Source organism: Parabacteroides chongii (genome assembly GCF_029581355.1).
In the GTDB taxonomy this organism is placed as follows: domain Bacteria; phylum Bacteroidota; class Bacteroidia; order Bacteroidales; family Tannerellaceae; genus Parabacteroides; species Parabacteroides chongii.
On the sequence record NZ_CP120849.1, the window covers coordinates 4,833,428 to 4,847,844 of the forward strand.

18 protein-coding genes and 4 tRNA genes are annotated in these 14,417 nt (G+C 42.7%); 10 read left to right on the top strand and 12 right to left on the bottom strand.

Translation table 11 applies throughout. From position 1 onward, the window contains the following. Positions 1-3: 3 nt before the first annotated feature. The 9 genes from P3L47_RS18450 to P3L47_RS18490 are packed head-to-tail and all read left to right on the top strand — an operon-like array spanning position 4 to position 6,289. Positions 4-633, top strand: coding sequence for a DUF4141 domain-containing protein (locus P3L47_RS18450; protein WP_277781695.1), 630 nt, complete (start codon positions 4-6; stop codon positions 631-633). A gap of 19 nt (positions 634-652) precedes the next feature. Beyond that, on the top strand, positions 653-1,678 hold the full coding sequence (traJ, locus tag P3L47_RS18455; protein WP_277781696.1) for a conjugative transposon protein TraJ: 1,026 nt from the start codon (positions 653-655) through the stop codon (positions 1,676-1,678). A gap of 12 nt (positions 1,679-1,690) precedes the next feature. Beyond that, complete coding sequence (traK, locus tag P3L47_RS18460; protein ID WP_005926197.1) at positions 1,691-2,314, top strand: conjugative transposon protein TraK; 624 nt, start codon at positions 1,691-1,693, stop codon at positions 2,312-2,314. A gap of 3 nt (positions 2,315-2,317) precedes the next feature. Continuing rightward, positions 2,318-2,623, top strand: coding sequence for a TraL conjugative transposon family protein (locus tag P3L47_RS18465; RefSeq protein WP_022470971.1), 306 nt, complete (start codon positions 2,318-2,320; stop codon positions 2,621-2,623). Then, a complete protein-coding gene (gene traM / locus P3L47_RS18470; protein ID WP_277781697.1) occupies positions 2,598-3,965 on the top strand; it encodes a conjugative transposon protein TraM in 1,368 nt (455 codons plus the stop codon). Before P3L47_RS18465 ends, traM begins: the two co-directional genes overlap by 26 nt. A 32-nt stretch (positions 3,966-3,997) precedes the next feature. Then, positions 3,998-4,906, top strand: a complete 909-nt coding sequence (gene traN / locus P3L47_RS18475) for a conjugative transposon protein TraN (protein ID WP_028897893.1) — start codon at positions 3,998-4,000, stop codon at positions 4,904-4,906. A 2-nt stretch (positions 4,907-4,908) separates the two neighbouring features. Continuing rightward, the gene (locus tag P3L47_RS18480) at positions 4,909-5,487 is read left to right on the top strand and encodes a conjugal transfer protein TraO (RefSeq protein WP_277781698.1); all 579 of its coding nucleotides are present in this window, start codon (positions 4,909-4,911) and stop codon (positions 5,485-5,487) included. A 21-nt stretch (positions 5,488-5,508) separates the two neighbouring features. Further along, the gene (locus P3L47_RS18485) at positions 5,509-5,958 is read left to right on the top strand and encodes a DUF3872 domain-containing protein (RefSeq protein WP_028897891.1); all 450 of its coding nucleotides are present in this window, start codon (positions 5,509-5,511) and stop codon (positions 5,956-5,958) included. A 13-nt stretch (positions 5,959-5,971) separates the two neighbouring features. Next, the gene (locus P3L47_RS18490; protein ID WP_277781699.1) at positions 5,972-6,289 is read left to right on the top strand and encodes a hypothetical protein; all 318 of its coding nucleotides are present in this window, start codon (positions 5,972-5,974) and stop codon (positions 6,287-6,289) included. 301 nt (positions 6,290-6,590) lie between these two features. Here P3L47_RS18490 and P3L47_RS18495 read toward each other — a convergent pair whose 3' ends face one another. The 9 genes from P3L47_RS18495 to P3L47_RS18535 form a co-directional block, all read right to left on the bottom strand. Then, on the bottom strand, positions 6,591-7,070 hold the full coding sequence (locus P3L47_RS18495; RefSeq protein WP_234232308.1) for a DUF7258 domain-containing protein: 480 nt from the start codon (positions 7,068-7,070) through the stop codon (positions 6,591-6,593). Positions 7,071-7,090: 20 nt separating this feature from the next. Beyond that, positions 7,091-7,306 carry a DUF3873 domain-containing protein gene (locus P3L47_RS18500; protein WP_028897889.1) on the bottom strand — a complete coding sequence of 72 codons (216 nt, stop codon included), beginning with the start codon at positions 7,304-7,306 and terminating at the stop codon, positions 7,091-7,093. A gap of 24 nt (positions 7,307-7,330) precedes the next feature. Next, on the bottom strand, positions 7,331-7,543 hold the full coding sequence (locus P3L47_RS18505) for a hypothetical protein (protein ID WP_032533122.1): 213 nt from the start codon (positions 7,541-7,543) through the stop codon (positions 7,331-7,333). A 43-nt stretch (positions 7,544-7,586) separates the two neighbouring features. Further along, on the bottom strand, positions 7,587-8,120 hold the full coding sequence (locus P3L47_RS18510; RefSeq protein WP_277781700.1) for an antirestriction protein ArdA: 534 nt from the start codon (positions 8,118-8,120) through the stop codon (positions 7,587-7,589). 409 nt (positions 8,121-8,529) lie between these two features. Next, complete coding sequence (locus P3L47_RS18515; protein ID WP_234232310.1) at positions 8,530-8,982, bottom strand: JAB domain-containing protein; 453 nt, start codon at positions 8,980-8,982, stop codon at positions 8,530-8,532. A gap of 257 nt (positions 8,983-9,239) precedes the next feature. After that, positions 9,240-9,782, bottom strand: a complete 543-nt coding sequence (locus P3L47_RS18520; protein WP_054349763.1) for an ORF6N domain-containing protein — start codon at positions 9,780-9,782, stop codon at positions 9,240-9,242. Between the two features lie 74 nt (positions 9,783-9,856). Further along, positions 9,857-11,095: a site-specific integrase gene (locus P3L47_RS18525; protein ID WP_277781701.1), complete on the bottom strand. Its 1,239-nt coding sequence runs from the start codon at positions 11,093-11,095 to the stop codon at positions 9,857-9,859. 274 nt (positions 11,096-11,369) lie between these two features. Further along, a tRNA-Ser gene (locus P3L47_RS18530) sits at positions 11,370-11,454 on the bottom strand. Between the two features lie 203 nt (positions 11,455-11,657). Continuing rightward, the gene (locus P3L47_RS18535; protein ID WP_122360182.1) at positions 11,658-12,623 is read right to left on the bottom strand and encodes a helix-turn-helix domain-containing protein; all 966 of its coding nucleotides are present in this window, start codon (positions 12,621-12,623) and stop codon (positions 11,658-11,660) included. A gap of 828 nt (positions 12,624-13,451) precedes the next feature. On the opposite strand from P3L47_RS18535, the gene P3L47_RS18540 reads away from it, so the two are divergent. Further along, a complete protein-coding gene (locus P3L47_RS18540) occupies positions 13,452-13,973 on the top strand; it encodes a TlpA family protein disulfide reductase (RefSeq protein WP_277781702.1) in 522 nt (173 codons plus the stop codon). An 80-nt stretch (positions 13,974-14,053) separates the two neighbouring features. Here the strand turns inward: P3L47_RS18540 and P3L47_RS18545 are convergent. The 3 genes from P3L47_RS18545 to P3L47_RS18555 all read right to left on the bottom strand — a co-directional run bounded on the left by P3L47_RS18545 (position 14,054) and on the right by P3L47_RS18555 (position 14,347). Continuing rightward, positions 14,054-14,137, bottom strand: a tRNA-Leu gene (locus P3L47_RS18545). Positions 14,138-14,140: 3 nt separating this feature from the next. Beyond that, positions 14,141-14,225, bottom strand: a tRNA-Leu gene (locus P3L47_RS18550). Positions 14,226-14,274: 49 nt separating this feature from the next. Next, positions 14,275-14,347 (bottom strand) — tRNA-Gly (locus P3L47_RS18555). Positions 14,348-14,417 lie beyond the last annotated feature (70 nt).

The window sequence follows — 14,417 nt, forward strand, 5'->3', positions numbered from 1 at the left end:
CGTATGAGAACAAAGATTATAATGCTGCTCGTGCTTTGCAGCCTGTTCGTCGGAAAAGTGAACGCACAGTGGGTGGTGAGTGACCCCGGTAATTTGGCGCAAGGGATTATCAATGCGTCAAAGAACATCGTACAGACATCATCCACCGCACAGAACATGATAAAGAATTTTCAGGAAACGGTAAAGATTTATCAACAAGGTAAAGAATATTACGATGCCTTAAAATCAGTGCATAACCTTGTCAAAGATGCCCGGAAAGTACAAAAGTCCATCCTGCTTATCGGGGAGATTTCCGATATATACGTGAACAGTTTTCAGAAGATGCTTTCGGATGAAAACTATACACCGGACGAACTTTCGGCGATTGCTTACGGCTATACCCAACTGTTGCAGGAAAGTTCCGATGTACTGGAAGAAATGAAAAGCGTGGTGAACATCAACGGGCTTTCCATGTCGGACAAGGAACGGATGGACGTAATCGACCGGACGTATAACGCCATCAGGAACTATCGGGACTTGGTGAGTTATTATACCCGCAAGAATATTTCCGTTTCCTACCTGCGGGCGAAAAAGAAAAAGGACACCGACCGGGTAATGGCTCTTTACGGCTCGGCGGATGAACGTTACTGGTAACCTCTAAAAACAGACAAGTATGTTATTAGCAATCGAATTTGATAACCTGCATCAGATTTTACGAAGTCTGTACACGGACATGATGCCGTTATGCGGGAACATGGCGGGGGTAGCCAAAGGAATAGCGGGACTGGGCGCATTGTTCTATGTGGCTGCCAAAGTATGGCAGTCGCTCGCCAGTGCCGAACCAATAGACGTTTACCCTTTGCTCCGTCCTTTTGTGATTGGCTTCTGTATTATGTTCTTTCCCACATTCGTACTGGGTACGATTAACAGCGTGATGTCGCCAGTAGTCAAGGGCTGTAACAATATGCTCGAAACGCAAACTTTCGATATGAACGCTTACCGGGAACAAAAGGACAAGCTGGAATATGAAGCGATGGTACGTAATCCGGAAACGGCTTATCTTGTTTCGGATGAAGCGTTTGACAAGCAGATAGATGAACTGGGATGGTCTGCCAAAGACATAGCCACGATGGGCGGCATGTATATGGATAGGGCGGCACATAATATCAAGCAATCCGTCCGGGACTGGTTCAGGGAACTTTTGGAACTGCTCTTTCAGGCGGCAGCCCTTGTGATAGACACTATCCGAACCTTTTTCTTGATTGTCCTTGCCATACTGGGGCCGATAGCCTTTGCCATCAGCGTGTATGATGGCTTTCAGGCGACACTGACCCAATGGATAACAAGGTACATTTCCGTTTACCTGTGGTTGCCCGTTTCCGACCTGTTCAGTTCCATTCTTGCCCGAATACAGGTGCTTATGCTGCAAAAGGATATTCAAGAGCTATCAGACCCCAATTTCATACCGGACAGCAGCAACAGCGTGTACATAATTTTTATGACAATCGGCATTGTCGGTTACTTCACCATCCCCACCGTATCGAACTGGATTATTCAGGCTGGCGGAATGGGTAACATGAGCCGGAACATAAACAGTGCGGCTAACAAAGCGGGTAGCGGTGTCGGTGCGGTAGCCGGGGCAGCAACCGGAAACGCTGGCGGCAGGGTCGGCGGTAAACTAATCAAAGGTAATCAATAATTAAAAATCAAGATGGAATTTAAAAGTTTAAAAAACATTGAAACCAGTTTCAAACAGATACGGCTTTTCGGTATTGTGTTTGTCGTGATGTGTACCCTGATAACAGGTTATGCCGTTTGGAACTCCTACACGTTTGCCGAAGCGCAACGGCAGAAGATTTATGTGCTGGACGGTGGCAAATCGTTGATGCTTGCGCTTTCGCAAGACCTCTCGCAAAACCGTCCGGTTGAAGCAAGGGAACACGTGAAACGTTTCCACGAACTCTTTTTCACGCTCTCACCCGATAAGAACGCTATCGAAAGCAATATCAAACGGTCGCTGTTCCTTGCCGATAAGAGCGCATTTAACTATTACCGTGACCTCTCGGAAAAAGGGTATTACAACCGTATCATATCGGGCAATATCAGCCAAACGATACGGATAGACAGCGTTTCATGCAATTTCGATGTGTACCCGTATGCGGTGGCTACCTATGCCCGGCAAATGATTATCCGTGAAAGCAGCGTGACCGAAAGAAGCCTTGTCACCCGTTGCCGGTTATTGAACGCTGTAAGAAGTGATAATAACCCGCACGGTTTTATGATGGAAAGTTTCGAGATAACGGAAAACAAGGACTTGAACACCATAAAGCGGTAAGCCATGATACGGAAAATACTCTCTCCGGTGAATCAGGCTGTTACCCATGTACAGGACTGGGCGGATGAAAAACTCCGCCACCTGTGCGGGCGCATGACACCGGAAATAAGGCTGGCGGTAATCCTGCTTATGCTCCTGTTCTTCGGCGGGTTATCCATCTACTTTACGGTATCATCCATTTACCGGATAGGCAAAGAGGATGGCGAAACCATACGGATAGAACATATCAGGCAGTTACAACTTCAAAGTAAAGACAGTACGAATATTTTTAATCAGTCAGACAATGGAAGAAAAAGAAGTGAAGAATGAAGTTCCCGCACCGGAAACGGACAGGAAGAAAGAAGAAAAAGAGAAAAAGGAACTTACCCCGCAACAGATACAGCAACGAAAGAAGATGCTGGTTTATCCGCTTATGGGACTGGTATTCTTAGGGTCTATGTATCTGATTTTTGCACCGTCCGAAAAGGATGAAGCAAAGGTGGAAAGCGTGGGCGGCTTTAACGCCGATATTCCGCAACCCAAAGGGGACGGGATAATCAGCGATAAAAAGACAGCTTACGAACAGGAACAGATGGAGAACAAACAGGCGGACAAGATGCGTTCCTTGCAGGATTTTGCCTTTTCACTCGGAGAGGAAAACGGGAACGGGGAAGATTTGACCCTGATAGATGATGCTCCGGCGGAAAAGCCGAAAACCAATGTAATAGACTTCGGGGCGGGTGCGCCGAACAATACCCGTTCCTCTATCCAGTCTTCGGCGGCGGCTTACCGGGACATGAACCGTCAGTTAGGCAGTTTCTACGAAACGCCGAAAGAGGACAAGGAAAAAGAGGAACTCAAACGGCAGGTGGAAGAACTCACAGCCCGGCTCGATGCGAAAGAAAGCGGGGCGGGTAGCATGGATGAACAGGTGGCTCTTATGGAAAAATCCTACGAACTGGCGGCAAAGTATATGAACGGACAAAACGGGCAAAGTTCACAGCCGGGACAGATTGCACAGGTTACGTCATCTGCACCCATTCAAGAAAAAGGAAGTACCGCTTCTGTAAAGGCGGTATCGGACAGGACGGTTTCAGGATTGCAACAGCCCATGAGCAACAGCGAATTTATCGCCGAATACGGCAAGCCACGCAATTACGGATTTAATACGGCAGTCGGCAGCAGCTATTCGATGGGAAAGAACACTATCCGGGCGTGCGTTCATAACGACCAAACACTTATGGACGGGCAGACTGTCAAACTGCGACTGTTAGAACCGTTGCAAGCGGGCAATGTCATTGTTCCGAAAAACAGCCTTGTATCGGGAAGTGCCAAAGTTCAGGGTGAACGGCTCGAAATACTGGTGTCCTCGCTCGAATATGCGGGTAACATCATTCCGGTGGAACTTGCCGTTTACGACAGTGACGGGCAGAAAGGGCTTTCCGTCCCCTCGTCACTGGAACAGGAAGCGGCAAAAGAAGCGATGGCGAATATCGGTGCGGGACTGGGTACGAGTATTTCCTTTGCGCAAAGTGCCGGACAGCAGGTCGCAATGGATATTACAAGAGGCTTGATGCAGGGCGGGTCGCAATACCTTGCCAAGAAGTTCAGAACGGTAAAAGTACACCTAAAAGCGAACTATCAGGTGATGCTTTACGCCAAACAACAGTAATTTATTTATCAACCATAAAAATTTCAATCCAAATGAAAAAGTTAATGATTTTATTCGCTCTTGTTTTGGGAGTGGTTTCAGTGAAAGCACAAAGTAACGATTTGTATCAGGGCATCACTAAAAAGCTGCCTTACCGCCAAATGGTGACACCTTACGGCGTACAGGTGACGTTCGCCAAAACAGTACATATCATTTTCCCGTCTGCCGTTAAGTACGTGGATTTAGGCAGTAACTACATTATTGCCGGAAAAGCGGACGGGGCGGAAAATGTTGTTCGTGTGAAAGCTACGACAGAGGGCTTTCCCGGTGAAACGAACTTTTCCGTTATCTGTGAGGATGGCAGTTTTTACAGTTTCAATGCGAAATACGCACACGAACCGGAAATGCTGAACATCGAAATGAAAGATTTCTTGGAGAATGAGGACACGACAGATTTCAGCCATACCCGGATGAACATCTATTTCCGTGAACTGGGTAACGAAAGCCCGCTTTTGGTAAAGCTGATTATGCAGTCCATCTACAAGAACAATGACCGGGAAATAAAACATTTGGGATGCAAGCGTTTCGGGGTGCAGTTCTTGGTAAAGGGCATTTATTCGCATAACGGACTGTTCTACTTCCACACACAAACAAGGAACAGTTCAAACGTACCGTTTGATACCGATTTTATCCGTTTCAAGATTGTAGATAAGAAAGTAGCCAAAAGAACGGCTATTCAGGAAACGGTCATTGACCCGGTGCGGAGCTATAACGAGATACTGGTTATCGGTGGTAAAAGTACCGTCCGCACCGTGTACACCGTTCCACAGTTCACTATCCCTGACGATAAGATATTGGTTATCGAACTGGTGGAAAAGAACGGGGGCAGACACCAGACTATCCGGGTGGAAAATTCGGATATAGTGGCAGCCAAAGTGATTAATGAACTTAAAATCAAATGAACATGAAAAGGATATGCTGTATGATGTTCCTTTTTGCGCTGTGCCTGACTTTTAACCAGGCACACGCACAAAGATGTCTACCGGGAATGAAAGGTTTGCAGGTCACGGGCGGCATGGCGGACGGTGTTCACTGGAACAGTAAAGGTGATTTTGCCTATTACTTCGGGGCGGCTCTTTCCACCTATACCAAAAACGGGAACAGGTGGGTTATCGGCGGGGAATACCTCGAAAAGCATTACCCCTATAAGGATTTACAGATACCAGTCAGCCAGTTTACAGGTGAGAGCGGTTACTACCTGAACTTCCTTTCAGACCGGAAGAAAACCTTTTTCCTTTCGCTGGGATTGTCAGCCCTTGCCGGGTACGAAACAAGTAATTGGGGTGACAAGCTGCTGCCCGATGGCTCTACCCTGACCGATAAGGACGGTTTTGTCTATGGCGGTGCGCTGACGCTGGAACTGGAGAGTTATATTACCGACCGGGTGGTGTTCCTGATTAACGCACGGGAAAGATGTCTGTTCGGTTCTTCAGTCGGAAAGTTCCATACACAGTTCGGTATCGGTCTAAAGATAATAATGTGATAAACTAACCTATTATATATAATGTATATGAGAAAGATTTTAAGCCGTATTTTAATGGGCTGCTATATAATGGCCGCCATCTTATTTGTGGGTGCGTGTAATGACGATGTGGATATACAGCAGTCTTACCCGTTCAGTATTGAAACGATGCCTGTACCGAAGAAATTAAAGGTGGGTGAAACCGCCGAAATCAGGTGTCAGCTTCACCGGGACGGGCGGTATGAGGAAACAAAGTATTTCATCCGCTATTTCCAGCCGGACGGGGCGGGAACGCTGAAAATGTCCGATGGGACGGTTCTACTGCCGAATGACCTGTACCCTCTTCCGGGCGAAACATTCCGGCTTTACTATACCTCTGCATCAACCGACCAACAGACGGTAGATGTGTATTTTCAGGATAGCTTCGGGCAGTTAGAACAACTTACGTTTTCATTTAACAATGACAACAGTAAGGAAGAAGAAAACAATTAAAAACAAAAAGAACATGGTTAAAATAGAATTGGATATAAACGGTATTTCATTTTTTGTAAGTACCACATGGAAAACGGATGCAGTTCCGGCAGTCGGTGATATTGTGATAGTGGATAAAGAAAGCATTTCACCATCTGACCGGATAGCATTAAGGAAAACACCGTCCAATCAAGCTTTCAAGTGGGCGGATGAAGAAGATGATTCTCCGGCATTGAGTTATTTCGACTATGATACGGAAATGGTTGTAAAAAAGCGGACTTGGAAATTTGATTCCGAAGATGAAGAAATGGTGTGCATTCTGAAAGTTATCTTTCTGCTCCATGAGGGATGATATTGAGTTTCATGTATTTTATCCGTATGATAGATAAATTCCTTGTGGCTTTGGCTGCTTTTTACCTGCTGGCTGGTTGCTGGTGCTGGTATGAAATGAAACACGCTCCAACCGATAAAGAACTATGGGGCGAAGAATTGGAATGATACGTAATGCGTAATGTTATGGTAGATAATCCGCCGGGAAATACCCGCCGGGTTATCTTTTTTATAGGGAATGGAAACAGGTTTCTTTGCTATCTTTCTTTGTCCGTTTCGGCTCACAGAAAGAAAGTAGCGGCGGCATTTGCCACCGTTCTTTATTAACCGATTATAATGTTCTTTACAGGTGTGTTATGTTCCAACCACTCTTTGACACATTCCATGTTATATTCGCTCGTTATAACCGCCTTATCTACGTCTATGGGCGTAAAACGGGTGCTTTCATAGCTATCTATCCACCCTTTCAGGGAACAGACACCCCATGCTTTCACGTCCTCAAAAATGTCGTTCAGCGTGTCGATGGGTTCGCCGAAAGTAACTATCATTGCATCGAATGTTGTTTTGTCGGGTAGTAGTTCCAAATACTTCAATGAACCGAAATCATCTGCTTTCCGTCCGAAAGACCAGTCATAAGAATAAAGTTCATCACCCCACTGTTGCGGCGTGTCAAAACGTACTTTCACGCTGACCGTGTATTTATCCTCTGTGGTGTCCTCGATAACACCCGTTACCAACAATCCGGTAAATATGCACTTGCAACGTCTGCCGATAATCTTTTTATTTACTTCTGTCGTTTTCATAAATGTACTTATTTATATTGTTATTGTTTCTTTTCTTTTTTCGCTATCCATTCATCCCGCTGTTTGCGACATTCGTCAAGCGTTTTAGCCACTGTGCTGAACAGTTCCATATCTGTATGGCGATAATCATACTGGAAATAAATCTGTCCCCTGAATGCGCCTAAACAGCATTTCACATATTTTTCTTCTCCCGGTATTTGGGTAATGCTTACCCCGTTTTTGTTTAAAGTTTCCATATCGTTATAATTTATAATGAGTTATCAGATAATCAAAAATGAGAGCAACACAATGAAAATAATCGCCATACAAAACAGGTAAACGGCGGAGATAAACAGCCGGAGAACGAACCGGATAATAAAAAAGCCTATGATTAGGGCTATCCACATTCCGGCGGTGCTGGTGGCTGCCTGATAGATGATAAAAGCAAGTATGAACCATCGTAAAGAAGTCGCTATCTTATTATTTACTTTCATTGCCTTGGTGTGTTGCGGGTGGATTGCTCCACCCGGTTAGTAATCAGGCGCAACGGAAAACAAAACCGTTATCCATCCAGTAATCAGTTATAAATAAATCACGGGCAAAAGCCGAATAGTCAAAGTAGGTCTTTGCGAACTCCGGCAGGTCGTAACATTGCTCTACGATTTCATAGGCGTAATCTTCCTCGTCTTTATATTCTCCCTGATATTCGTCCTCAAAGGAAGAAATAAGGTCGTCCGCATCTTCTTCGCTTATATCGCTGTTGTGGTGGTCGCACCATACGAAAAACGCTTCCTGCTCGGTTTCGCTTAGTTTCTCGATGGCATCCCGAAGCTCAAAGAACTTTTCAGAAAGCCAACTTTCGGAAATCAGGGCTTCCGGGATATTTTCGTAATCCTGAAACATAAATTCCGGGTCTTGGTCGTCCTTGTGCAGTTCCCGGCACGCTTCCATAAATTCGTCCTTATCTGAATAGTCGGACAGGTCTAACCACTTGCCGAAAAGTAAACCGTTGTTATACTTGTTGTAAGTACCTACATAAACTCTTGCTTCTGATAATGTTACTGCTTCCATAATTCTGTGTCTTTTAAAATTTATGCGGATTTGAGAGGTAAGGGAGCCAAAGTTTCATAACCTTTTTTCCTGTTTCTCGTAAATCTGACTTTTTTTTTATGCGTTTCCGGTCGGGGCGGTCGTTTTCGTTTCATATAGGCTTTAAAGGGTAGTGTTTAGGCTTTGCAAGATTTTAAAGAAAAATACTCTTTGGACGAAGTACAACAGGAAGATTTTTGTTTAAACCCTTTAGGGCTTGACCTTGCAAAGACGTGAAGAACACGGAAATACCTTTGCCTATGTGATACGATAATGACTGCTTCGGCTGGGGACTGCCTAAGAGGAAGATTTACAATAGGAGAAACTGGAAAAATGGTTTTATTTTAAAAGTAGGATATTGTGTTTTTGTTGCCAGTAACAAAAAAAGGGCTTAGATAAGCCCCTCGTCTGCAAAACTATAATAGCTTTCTTCTGTCAGGATGATATGGTCTAACAGATGTAAATCCAAGACCTTGCAGGCTTCTTTTATTTTTGAGGTAATTTGTTTGTCCGGTTCACTCGGACATAGGTTGCCCGATGGGTGGTTATGTGAGAGGATTATGCCCGAAGCATGGACTTTCAAGGCGGTTTGCAGGATGATTTTCACGTCCATTACAGTTTCAGCCATGCCGCCTTTAGAGATAAGGGAAACGCCTAAAGCCTTATTTGCCCGATTGAGAAACATTACATGGCTTTCCTCGTGATGTTCCATACATTCGATATAGAACGGTTTCAGGTAAGAGTAGGACGTTTCGGATGAGAGTATTTTTACCCTTTCGGATGCTTTTACATTGTCTTTATAAGAGATAGTGATTTCCGGCATGGTAAATTCTGTTGTTTTCATGACTACTGAAATTTAAATTAAACAATAAGAAATTTTGCCGGACACCCACAGTTTGGCGGGGACTTCAACCATATCTTTTCAAAAAATACGACCCGTAGGTGTGGAGATTTTTTAGAAAACCGGAACGGCTCGGATTTGGTATTTGTCCCCACCGGGCTGTAACTTTGCTAAAATTTGTGATTGAGATACATTACTTTAAGGAACTGAAAAGGGGTATCACTGGTGACACCCCTTAGACAACCAAATACCTTTAAACGTTATTCGTCATAGGTTCTATATCCTATCGGTTTGCGTGGCTTCGGTTCAGGCTTGCTTAGTAGCTGGGTAAGTGCTTGATAAACCTCGCTGAATTGTGCATCCGTACTTTCTTCCAGTTCTTCAATGCGCTTTAGTAACTCCTGATAGCCTGTTATCATTTGACGCAAGGCTACAAATGCCCGCATGATAGAAATATTCACCTGTATGGCAATAGGGCTGCGCAGTACACCGGACAGGGCGGCTACTCCCTCTTGCGTGAAAACATAGGGCAAATATTTAGTATGCTTACCACGTTTTGAACTGGTTTCTTCTTCCGTTTCATCGGGATTATTCTTTAAGGTCACAATTTGTGACCTTAAACATTCGACTTCTTCCTTTGTCAGTTCAAACATAAAATCTTCCGGGAAACGTTCTATATTACGTTTCACAGCCTGTTTCAACGCTTTTGTTTCCACCTGATAAAGTGCCGCAAGGTCACTATCGAGCATAACCCGGCAACCTCTGATTTCATAAATCTTGTTTTGGATGATTTGTAAGTCCATAATGTTATTATTTAATGGTGAGTAATAAAGCATAAAGGGACTTATCACAATTTGTGATAAGTTTCCCTATATACCTATTTTATAGATACTTCTTTATAGATTTTTTCAATGCCGACAAACTTCTTGTCAAGCCCCTGCATATCGTTACTGATTTTATTATTGGTAATGCGGGCGTATATCTGTGTCGTTTCTATATTGGTGTGTCCCAACATCTTACTAACTGTTTCAATAGGTACACCCTTTGCAAGCGTGGTTGTCGTGGCAAAAGTATGCCTTGCAAGGTGAAATGTCAAGTTCTTTTTAATTCCGCATACATCCGCTATTTCTTTCAAATACGCATTAAGTTTTTGATTGCTGATAATAGGAAGTACCTTACCGTTCGGCAATTTACCTTTGTACTTTTCCAGTATCATTTTAGGAATGTCCAGCAAGGGGACATTCACGTCTATATTCGTTTTCTGACGTTTGGTAATTATCCACAAATTACCGTCAAAGGATTTACGGATATTATCTTCCTTTAAGTTTGCTACATCCACATAAGCCAAACCACTGAAACAGGAAAAGATAAAAACATCACGCACCTGTTCCAACCGTTCGGAAACCATTTTCTTTTTAAGGATGATTTTTATTTCATCCTCTGTTAAATATCCCCTATCCACTTTTTCCAAACGTATTTTATAGTTGGCGAACGGGTCACCTATCAGGATGCCATTATTACGAGCTATCAGGATAATGCGTTTGAAGAACTGCATAAACTTGGCGGTCGTATTAAAGCCACATTTGCAGGTGGTACGCAAATATAACTCGAAGTCGGTAATGAACATCGGGGTTATTTCCTTTATAGAAATATCCGACAGGTTATATTTGCTTTGGATGAACTCTGCAAGATGACGGCGGGTCACTTCATATTTACGATAAGTGGCAATCGTCTTGGATATGCCGACCAACTGTTTCACATCATCATTGTGCTTTTGGAAAAGGTTAAGTATGGTGTCGTGGTTCTCGTTATGACCTAAAAATTCATTCTTCACCTTTTCGGCGGTAACATAATTGTCACGCCGTTGTAGTTCGTGGTAGATGGTATTAAGGGATGCGTTTATATCATCCAGCAATCGGTTGATGCGGGTAGCTTCCGCAGAACGTCCGGCGGCTTTGCCTGCCTTGCCATCCCAAAGTTTGGGTTGAACGTCCAGCTTGGAATTAAAACGGCTTGCCACACCATCAATCGTGATACGGACGAAAATAGGGTAACTGCCATTGATTTTTTGCTTGTCCTTTTTCACGAAGAAAAGGACGTTGAATGTACTCTTCATAAACTCACTTTTTGGGTTACAAAACTACGTTAATTAGCTCAAAGTGAAGTTTATACAGGCTCGCCAAATAGCGACAGAAGTTCGCCAATTTCGGACTAAGTGTACCCCTTTTAGACTTTCGGTTGTCGGGGGTACGAATTAGGTTACTAATTTTGTCTTTTAGGGGCTAAATGATGTCCGGTAGGGCAGACATAAGGGGATAAAAAAAGTCCCACAAATCGTTGAATTTGTGGGACTTGTCTGCTTACTGTCCGGTTTTGTCCGGTTAGTTCAGCGGAGAGATAGGGATTCGAACCCCAGGAACCTCTCAGTTCAACGGTTTTCAAGACCGCCGCAATCGACCACTCTGCCATCTCTCCAATAAACCGAAACTGTCAAAACGTTTTTTCAAACGTTGCTTTTCAAAGCATCTAGCGCTTCTTGTTTACGGGTGCAAAAGTAGGTAAAAGATTAATACGCTCCAAATATTCCGGAATTATTTTTGCATTGTTTCTTAAAAAAAACATTTACAAAATATCATTTTACTATTTAAGTTTCTGATAATCTTTACAAAAAAGAAACATCATAAACTTTGAATTAATTCCCGTTGTGCCTTAAAAAAAGCCACCCTTTGTCTTTCACCACTAACTGAAATCATAATAGAAGAACGAATAAGAGCCCGTAGCCACTTCCGCAATTTATCATAAGTACCTTCGTCCAAAGAAGCGACACTACTCAGAATAAACGTTTTTATCATACTTATATGATAGTTTTTAACCTGCACACACCAATAGCTTGTATCAAAGTTCACACTCGATATATAAATAAAGACTTTATTTCCTGTCTCTTCAAAATAGCCGCGTGTCGCGAGGGCTTCCATCTCCTCCAAAAACTTCATCAACTCATCCTTCAGGCATTTGACCTCTTCTGCCCCGATCAGATGAATACTCATAAAGTAATTGATGTCATTTACCAAATAGTGGAATATCAGTGGATCAAGTATATAATAAGAATTACGGATATATCTTGACTCTTCCACGCTGGCCAATTGTATCCCGGTAAAACGATCACCGACTCCAATCTCATCAAAACGCTTTGCTTTTCCAGGTGCTCCGCATTGATACAACCATTTAAAAAGATAGAAGCGCGAAATGTATTTATAATTCATATAAAGTTGCTGGGGCAATATATTCGTACAATCGATCAGTTCCGATTTCTCATCTTCCCGCGACAAGCCAAGTACATCGATATATTGCTCCAACATATTGTAGTCAATCTCTTTTGGATTCACAAAGTCTACCAACTTTAGTTGAAACGGTCTGCTTTTAGCCGTGACCGTACCAACCAAATTATCCAACGATATGCCAAAAGCATTTGCAATAGTAACAATTTCAGCAAATGTAAATGCAACTTCTCCCCTCAAACGCCGATACACCGCCTCTTTCTCTATACATAACAAATCGACTAACGCAGTTACCAGGTTTGTTTTTTGGGGGAATTCTTCCTTGATCGAATTCAAAAGATTATCGTACAAAAGTTCTTTTTTCATGTCATAGAATTATAAGTTTTGATATCTATAGATTTTACTGTTTTGACACAAAGATAAATAAGGAACCCTAAAATAGTTGCCGGACAAACAGGCAAAACTCTTTCGGATACCTAAAAAAGACTAATAAAACGAACAGAGATTGAATCTCGGTCACCGAGAAAAACAACAAGTTTCGTTAATAATGCATAACTTCATTCTCAGATATTCACAATGTATTTATAACTTCACGCTGTTTCGCAAAAAACTGGGCACGTTGCCTGGTGCCACTAACCGAAATGGTTGTCGACGACCTGATAATAGCCTGGAGCCAGGATGAAATATGTTCATAGACCGAACGATCGAGCGATATGATACTATTTACATCAATCACCATTCCCACTAACTATAAACGACGAAAAAAGAGAAAAGCGACAGACGGCACAACAAAAAAAGTCCTATTTTGCCTCTCGTTTCTCAATAACTCTTATTATAGATCAAACAGGATGTTTAGTTGTTCATTTTATAAAAAATCAAATCACAATACTTATAATCAGAGAAACATACACAAATAAAAAAACATACATTTACTTATGTAAATATAGTCGAAGAACCCAAACAGGATGACAGCATCCTCTCATAACGTAATTAAGAATGTGAATCCGAATCAATTAAGAAAAGCCAAAATCTTTCTCAGCAGTAAAATAAAAATCGCAGCGGTAAAAAAGGGGATGCTGCTAAAAGGGGTTGTCCGTTCTGACAACAGGTTGTGAAATCTACAAAACGGCAGCTCCTTTTCTTTCAGAGATTCAAATACATTCCTTATCTTCGTAAACTAAAATAATATATAATATGCATATCGTAAAAATACTATCATTCATAACAACCCTATCCTTCCTCTTCTTCTCTTGTATAAAGGATGATAAAGATGAATCTGTTATCAATTACATAAATGTAGGCAATCAGGTTCCTTCATTTGCCGTAGAAGATACAACTGGTAATACATTCAGCTCCAAGCAGTTTTTGGACAAACACTCCTTACTGGTATTTTTCGGTACTTACTGTCCCAATTGTAAACAGGTTCTACCGGTTATCGAAGAAGTCTGGAAAGAAATGAAAAAAGACGACAAGTTCCAGTTAGTGACGATTTCCCGGGAAGAGACAGCCGAAACTGTTTCTGAATACTGGAAAGAGAATCAATTTACAATGCCGTTTTATCTGGATCCCACCCGTGGTAATGTCTTTGCACTCTTTGCCAACAACACCATCCCACGTATATATCTCATCGGCCCTGAAGAGAATGTCGTATGGATGTCTGTCGAATCATTGGATATTTCTGCAAAGGAATTGATTGATAAGATACGAGAGTTATAGCAGACCTAAAAAAACAGTCCTAACAATCAATAATATTTTACTTGATTATTAGGACTATATTCTTTTTCGCTATAATAATGTGCGTAGAATGAGACTCGAACTCACACGCCGTAACCGGCACTACCCCCTCAAAGTAGCGTGTATACCAATTTCACCACCTACGCCAATGGTGCCCAGAACAGGACTCGAACCTGCACGCCTTGCGACACACGCACCTGAAACGTGCGCGTCTACCAATTCCGCCACCTGGGCATTTCCATTATATAAAAAAGGCGGCCTCTTACCGCTCTTATTATCTGTGAGCGAAAGACGGGACTCGAACCCGCGACCCTAACCTTGGCAAGGTTATGCTCTACCAACTGAGCTACTTTCGCGATAACGGGTGCAAAGATATAGGTATTTTTTTATTTTCCAAAACCGGAAGATAGTTTTTTTATACTATTT

Excerpts from the sequence above, each read along its gene's own strand:
- P3L47_RS18450 (WP_277781695.1), top strand. The coding sequence starts at position 4 with ATGAGAACAAAGATTATAATGCTGCTCGTGCTTTGCAGCCTGTTCGTC.
- traJ (WP_277781696.1), top strand. The coding sequence starts at position 653 with ATGTTATTAGCAATCGAATTTGATAACCTGCATCAGATTTTACGAAGT.
- traK (WP_005926197.1), top strand. The coding sequence starts at position 1,691 with ATGGAATTTAAAAGTTTAAAAAACATTGAAACCAGTTTCAAACAGATA.
- P3L47_RS18465 (WP_022470971.1), top strand. The coding sequence starts at position 2,318 with ATGATACGGAAAATACTCTCTCCGGTGAATCAGGCTGTTACCCATGTA.
- traM (WP_277781697.1), top strand. The coding sequence starts at position 2,598 with ATGGAAGAAAAAGAAGTGAAGAATGAAGTTCCCGCACCGGAAACGGAC.
- traN (WP_028897893.1), top strand. The coding sequence starts at position 3,998 with ATGAAAAAGTTAATGATTTTATTCGCTCTTGTTTTGGGAGTGGTTTCA.
- P3L47_RS18480 (WP_277781698.1), top strand. The coding sequence starts at position 4,909 with ATGAAAAGGATATGCTGTATGATGTTCCTTTTTGCGCTGTGCCTGACT.
- P3L47_RS18485 (WP_028897891.1), top strand. The coding sequence starts at position 5,509 with ATGTATATGAGAAAGATTTTAAGCCGTATTTTAATGGGCTGCTATATA.
- P3L47_RS18490 (WP_277781699.1), top strand. The coding sequence starts at position 5,972 with ATGGTTAAAATAGAATTGGATATAAACGGTATTTCATTTTTTGTAAGT.
- P3L47_RS18495 (WP_234232308.1), bottom strand. The coding sequence starts at position 7,070 with ATGAAAACGACAGAAGTAAATAAAAAGATTATCGGCAGACGTTGCAAG.
- P3L47_RS18500 (WP_028897889.1), bottom strand. The coding sequence starts at position 7,306 with ATGGAAACTTTAAACAAAAACGGGGTAAGCATTACCCAAATACCGGGA.
- P3L47_RS18505 (WP_032533122.1), bottom strand. The coding sequence starts at position 7,543 with ATGAAAGTAAATAATAAGATAGCGACTTCTTTACGATGGTTCATACTT.
- P3L47_RS18510 (WP_277781700.1), bottom strand. The coding sequence starts at position 8,120 with ATGGAAGCAGTAACATTATCAGAAGCAAGAGTTTATGTAGGTACTTAC.
- P3L47_RS18515 (WP_234232310.1), bottom strand. The coding sequence starts at position 8,982 with ATGAAAACAACAGAATTTACCATGCCGGAAATCACTATCTCTTATAAA.
- P3L47_RS18520 (WP_054349763.1), bottom strand. The coding sequence starts at position 9,782 with ATGGACTTACAAATCATCCAAAACAAGATTTATGAAATCAGAGGTTGC.
- P3L47_RS18525 (WP_277781701.1), bottom strand. The coding sequence starts at position 11,095 with ATGAAGAGTACATTCAACGTCCTTTTCTTCGTGAAAAAGGACAAGCAA.
- P3L47_RS18535 (WP_122360182.1), bottom strand. The coding sequence starts at position 12,623 with ATGAAAAAAGAACTTTTGTACGATAATCTTTTGAATTCGATCAAGGAA.
- P3L47_RS18540 (WP_277781702.1), top strand. The coding sequence starts at position 13,452 with ATGCATATCGTAAAAATACTATCATTCATAACAACCCTATCCTTCCTC.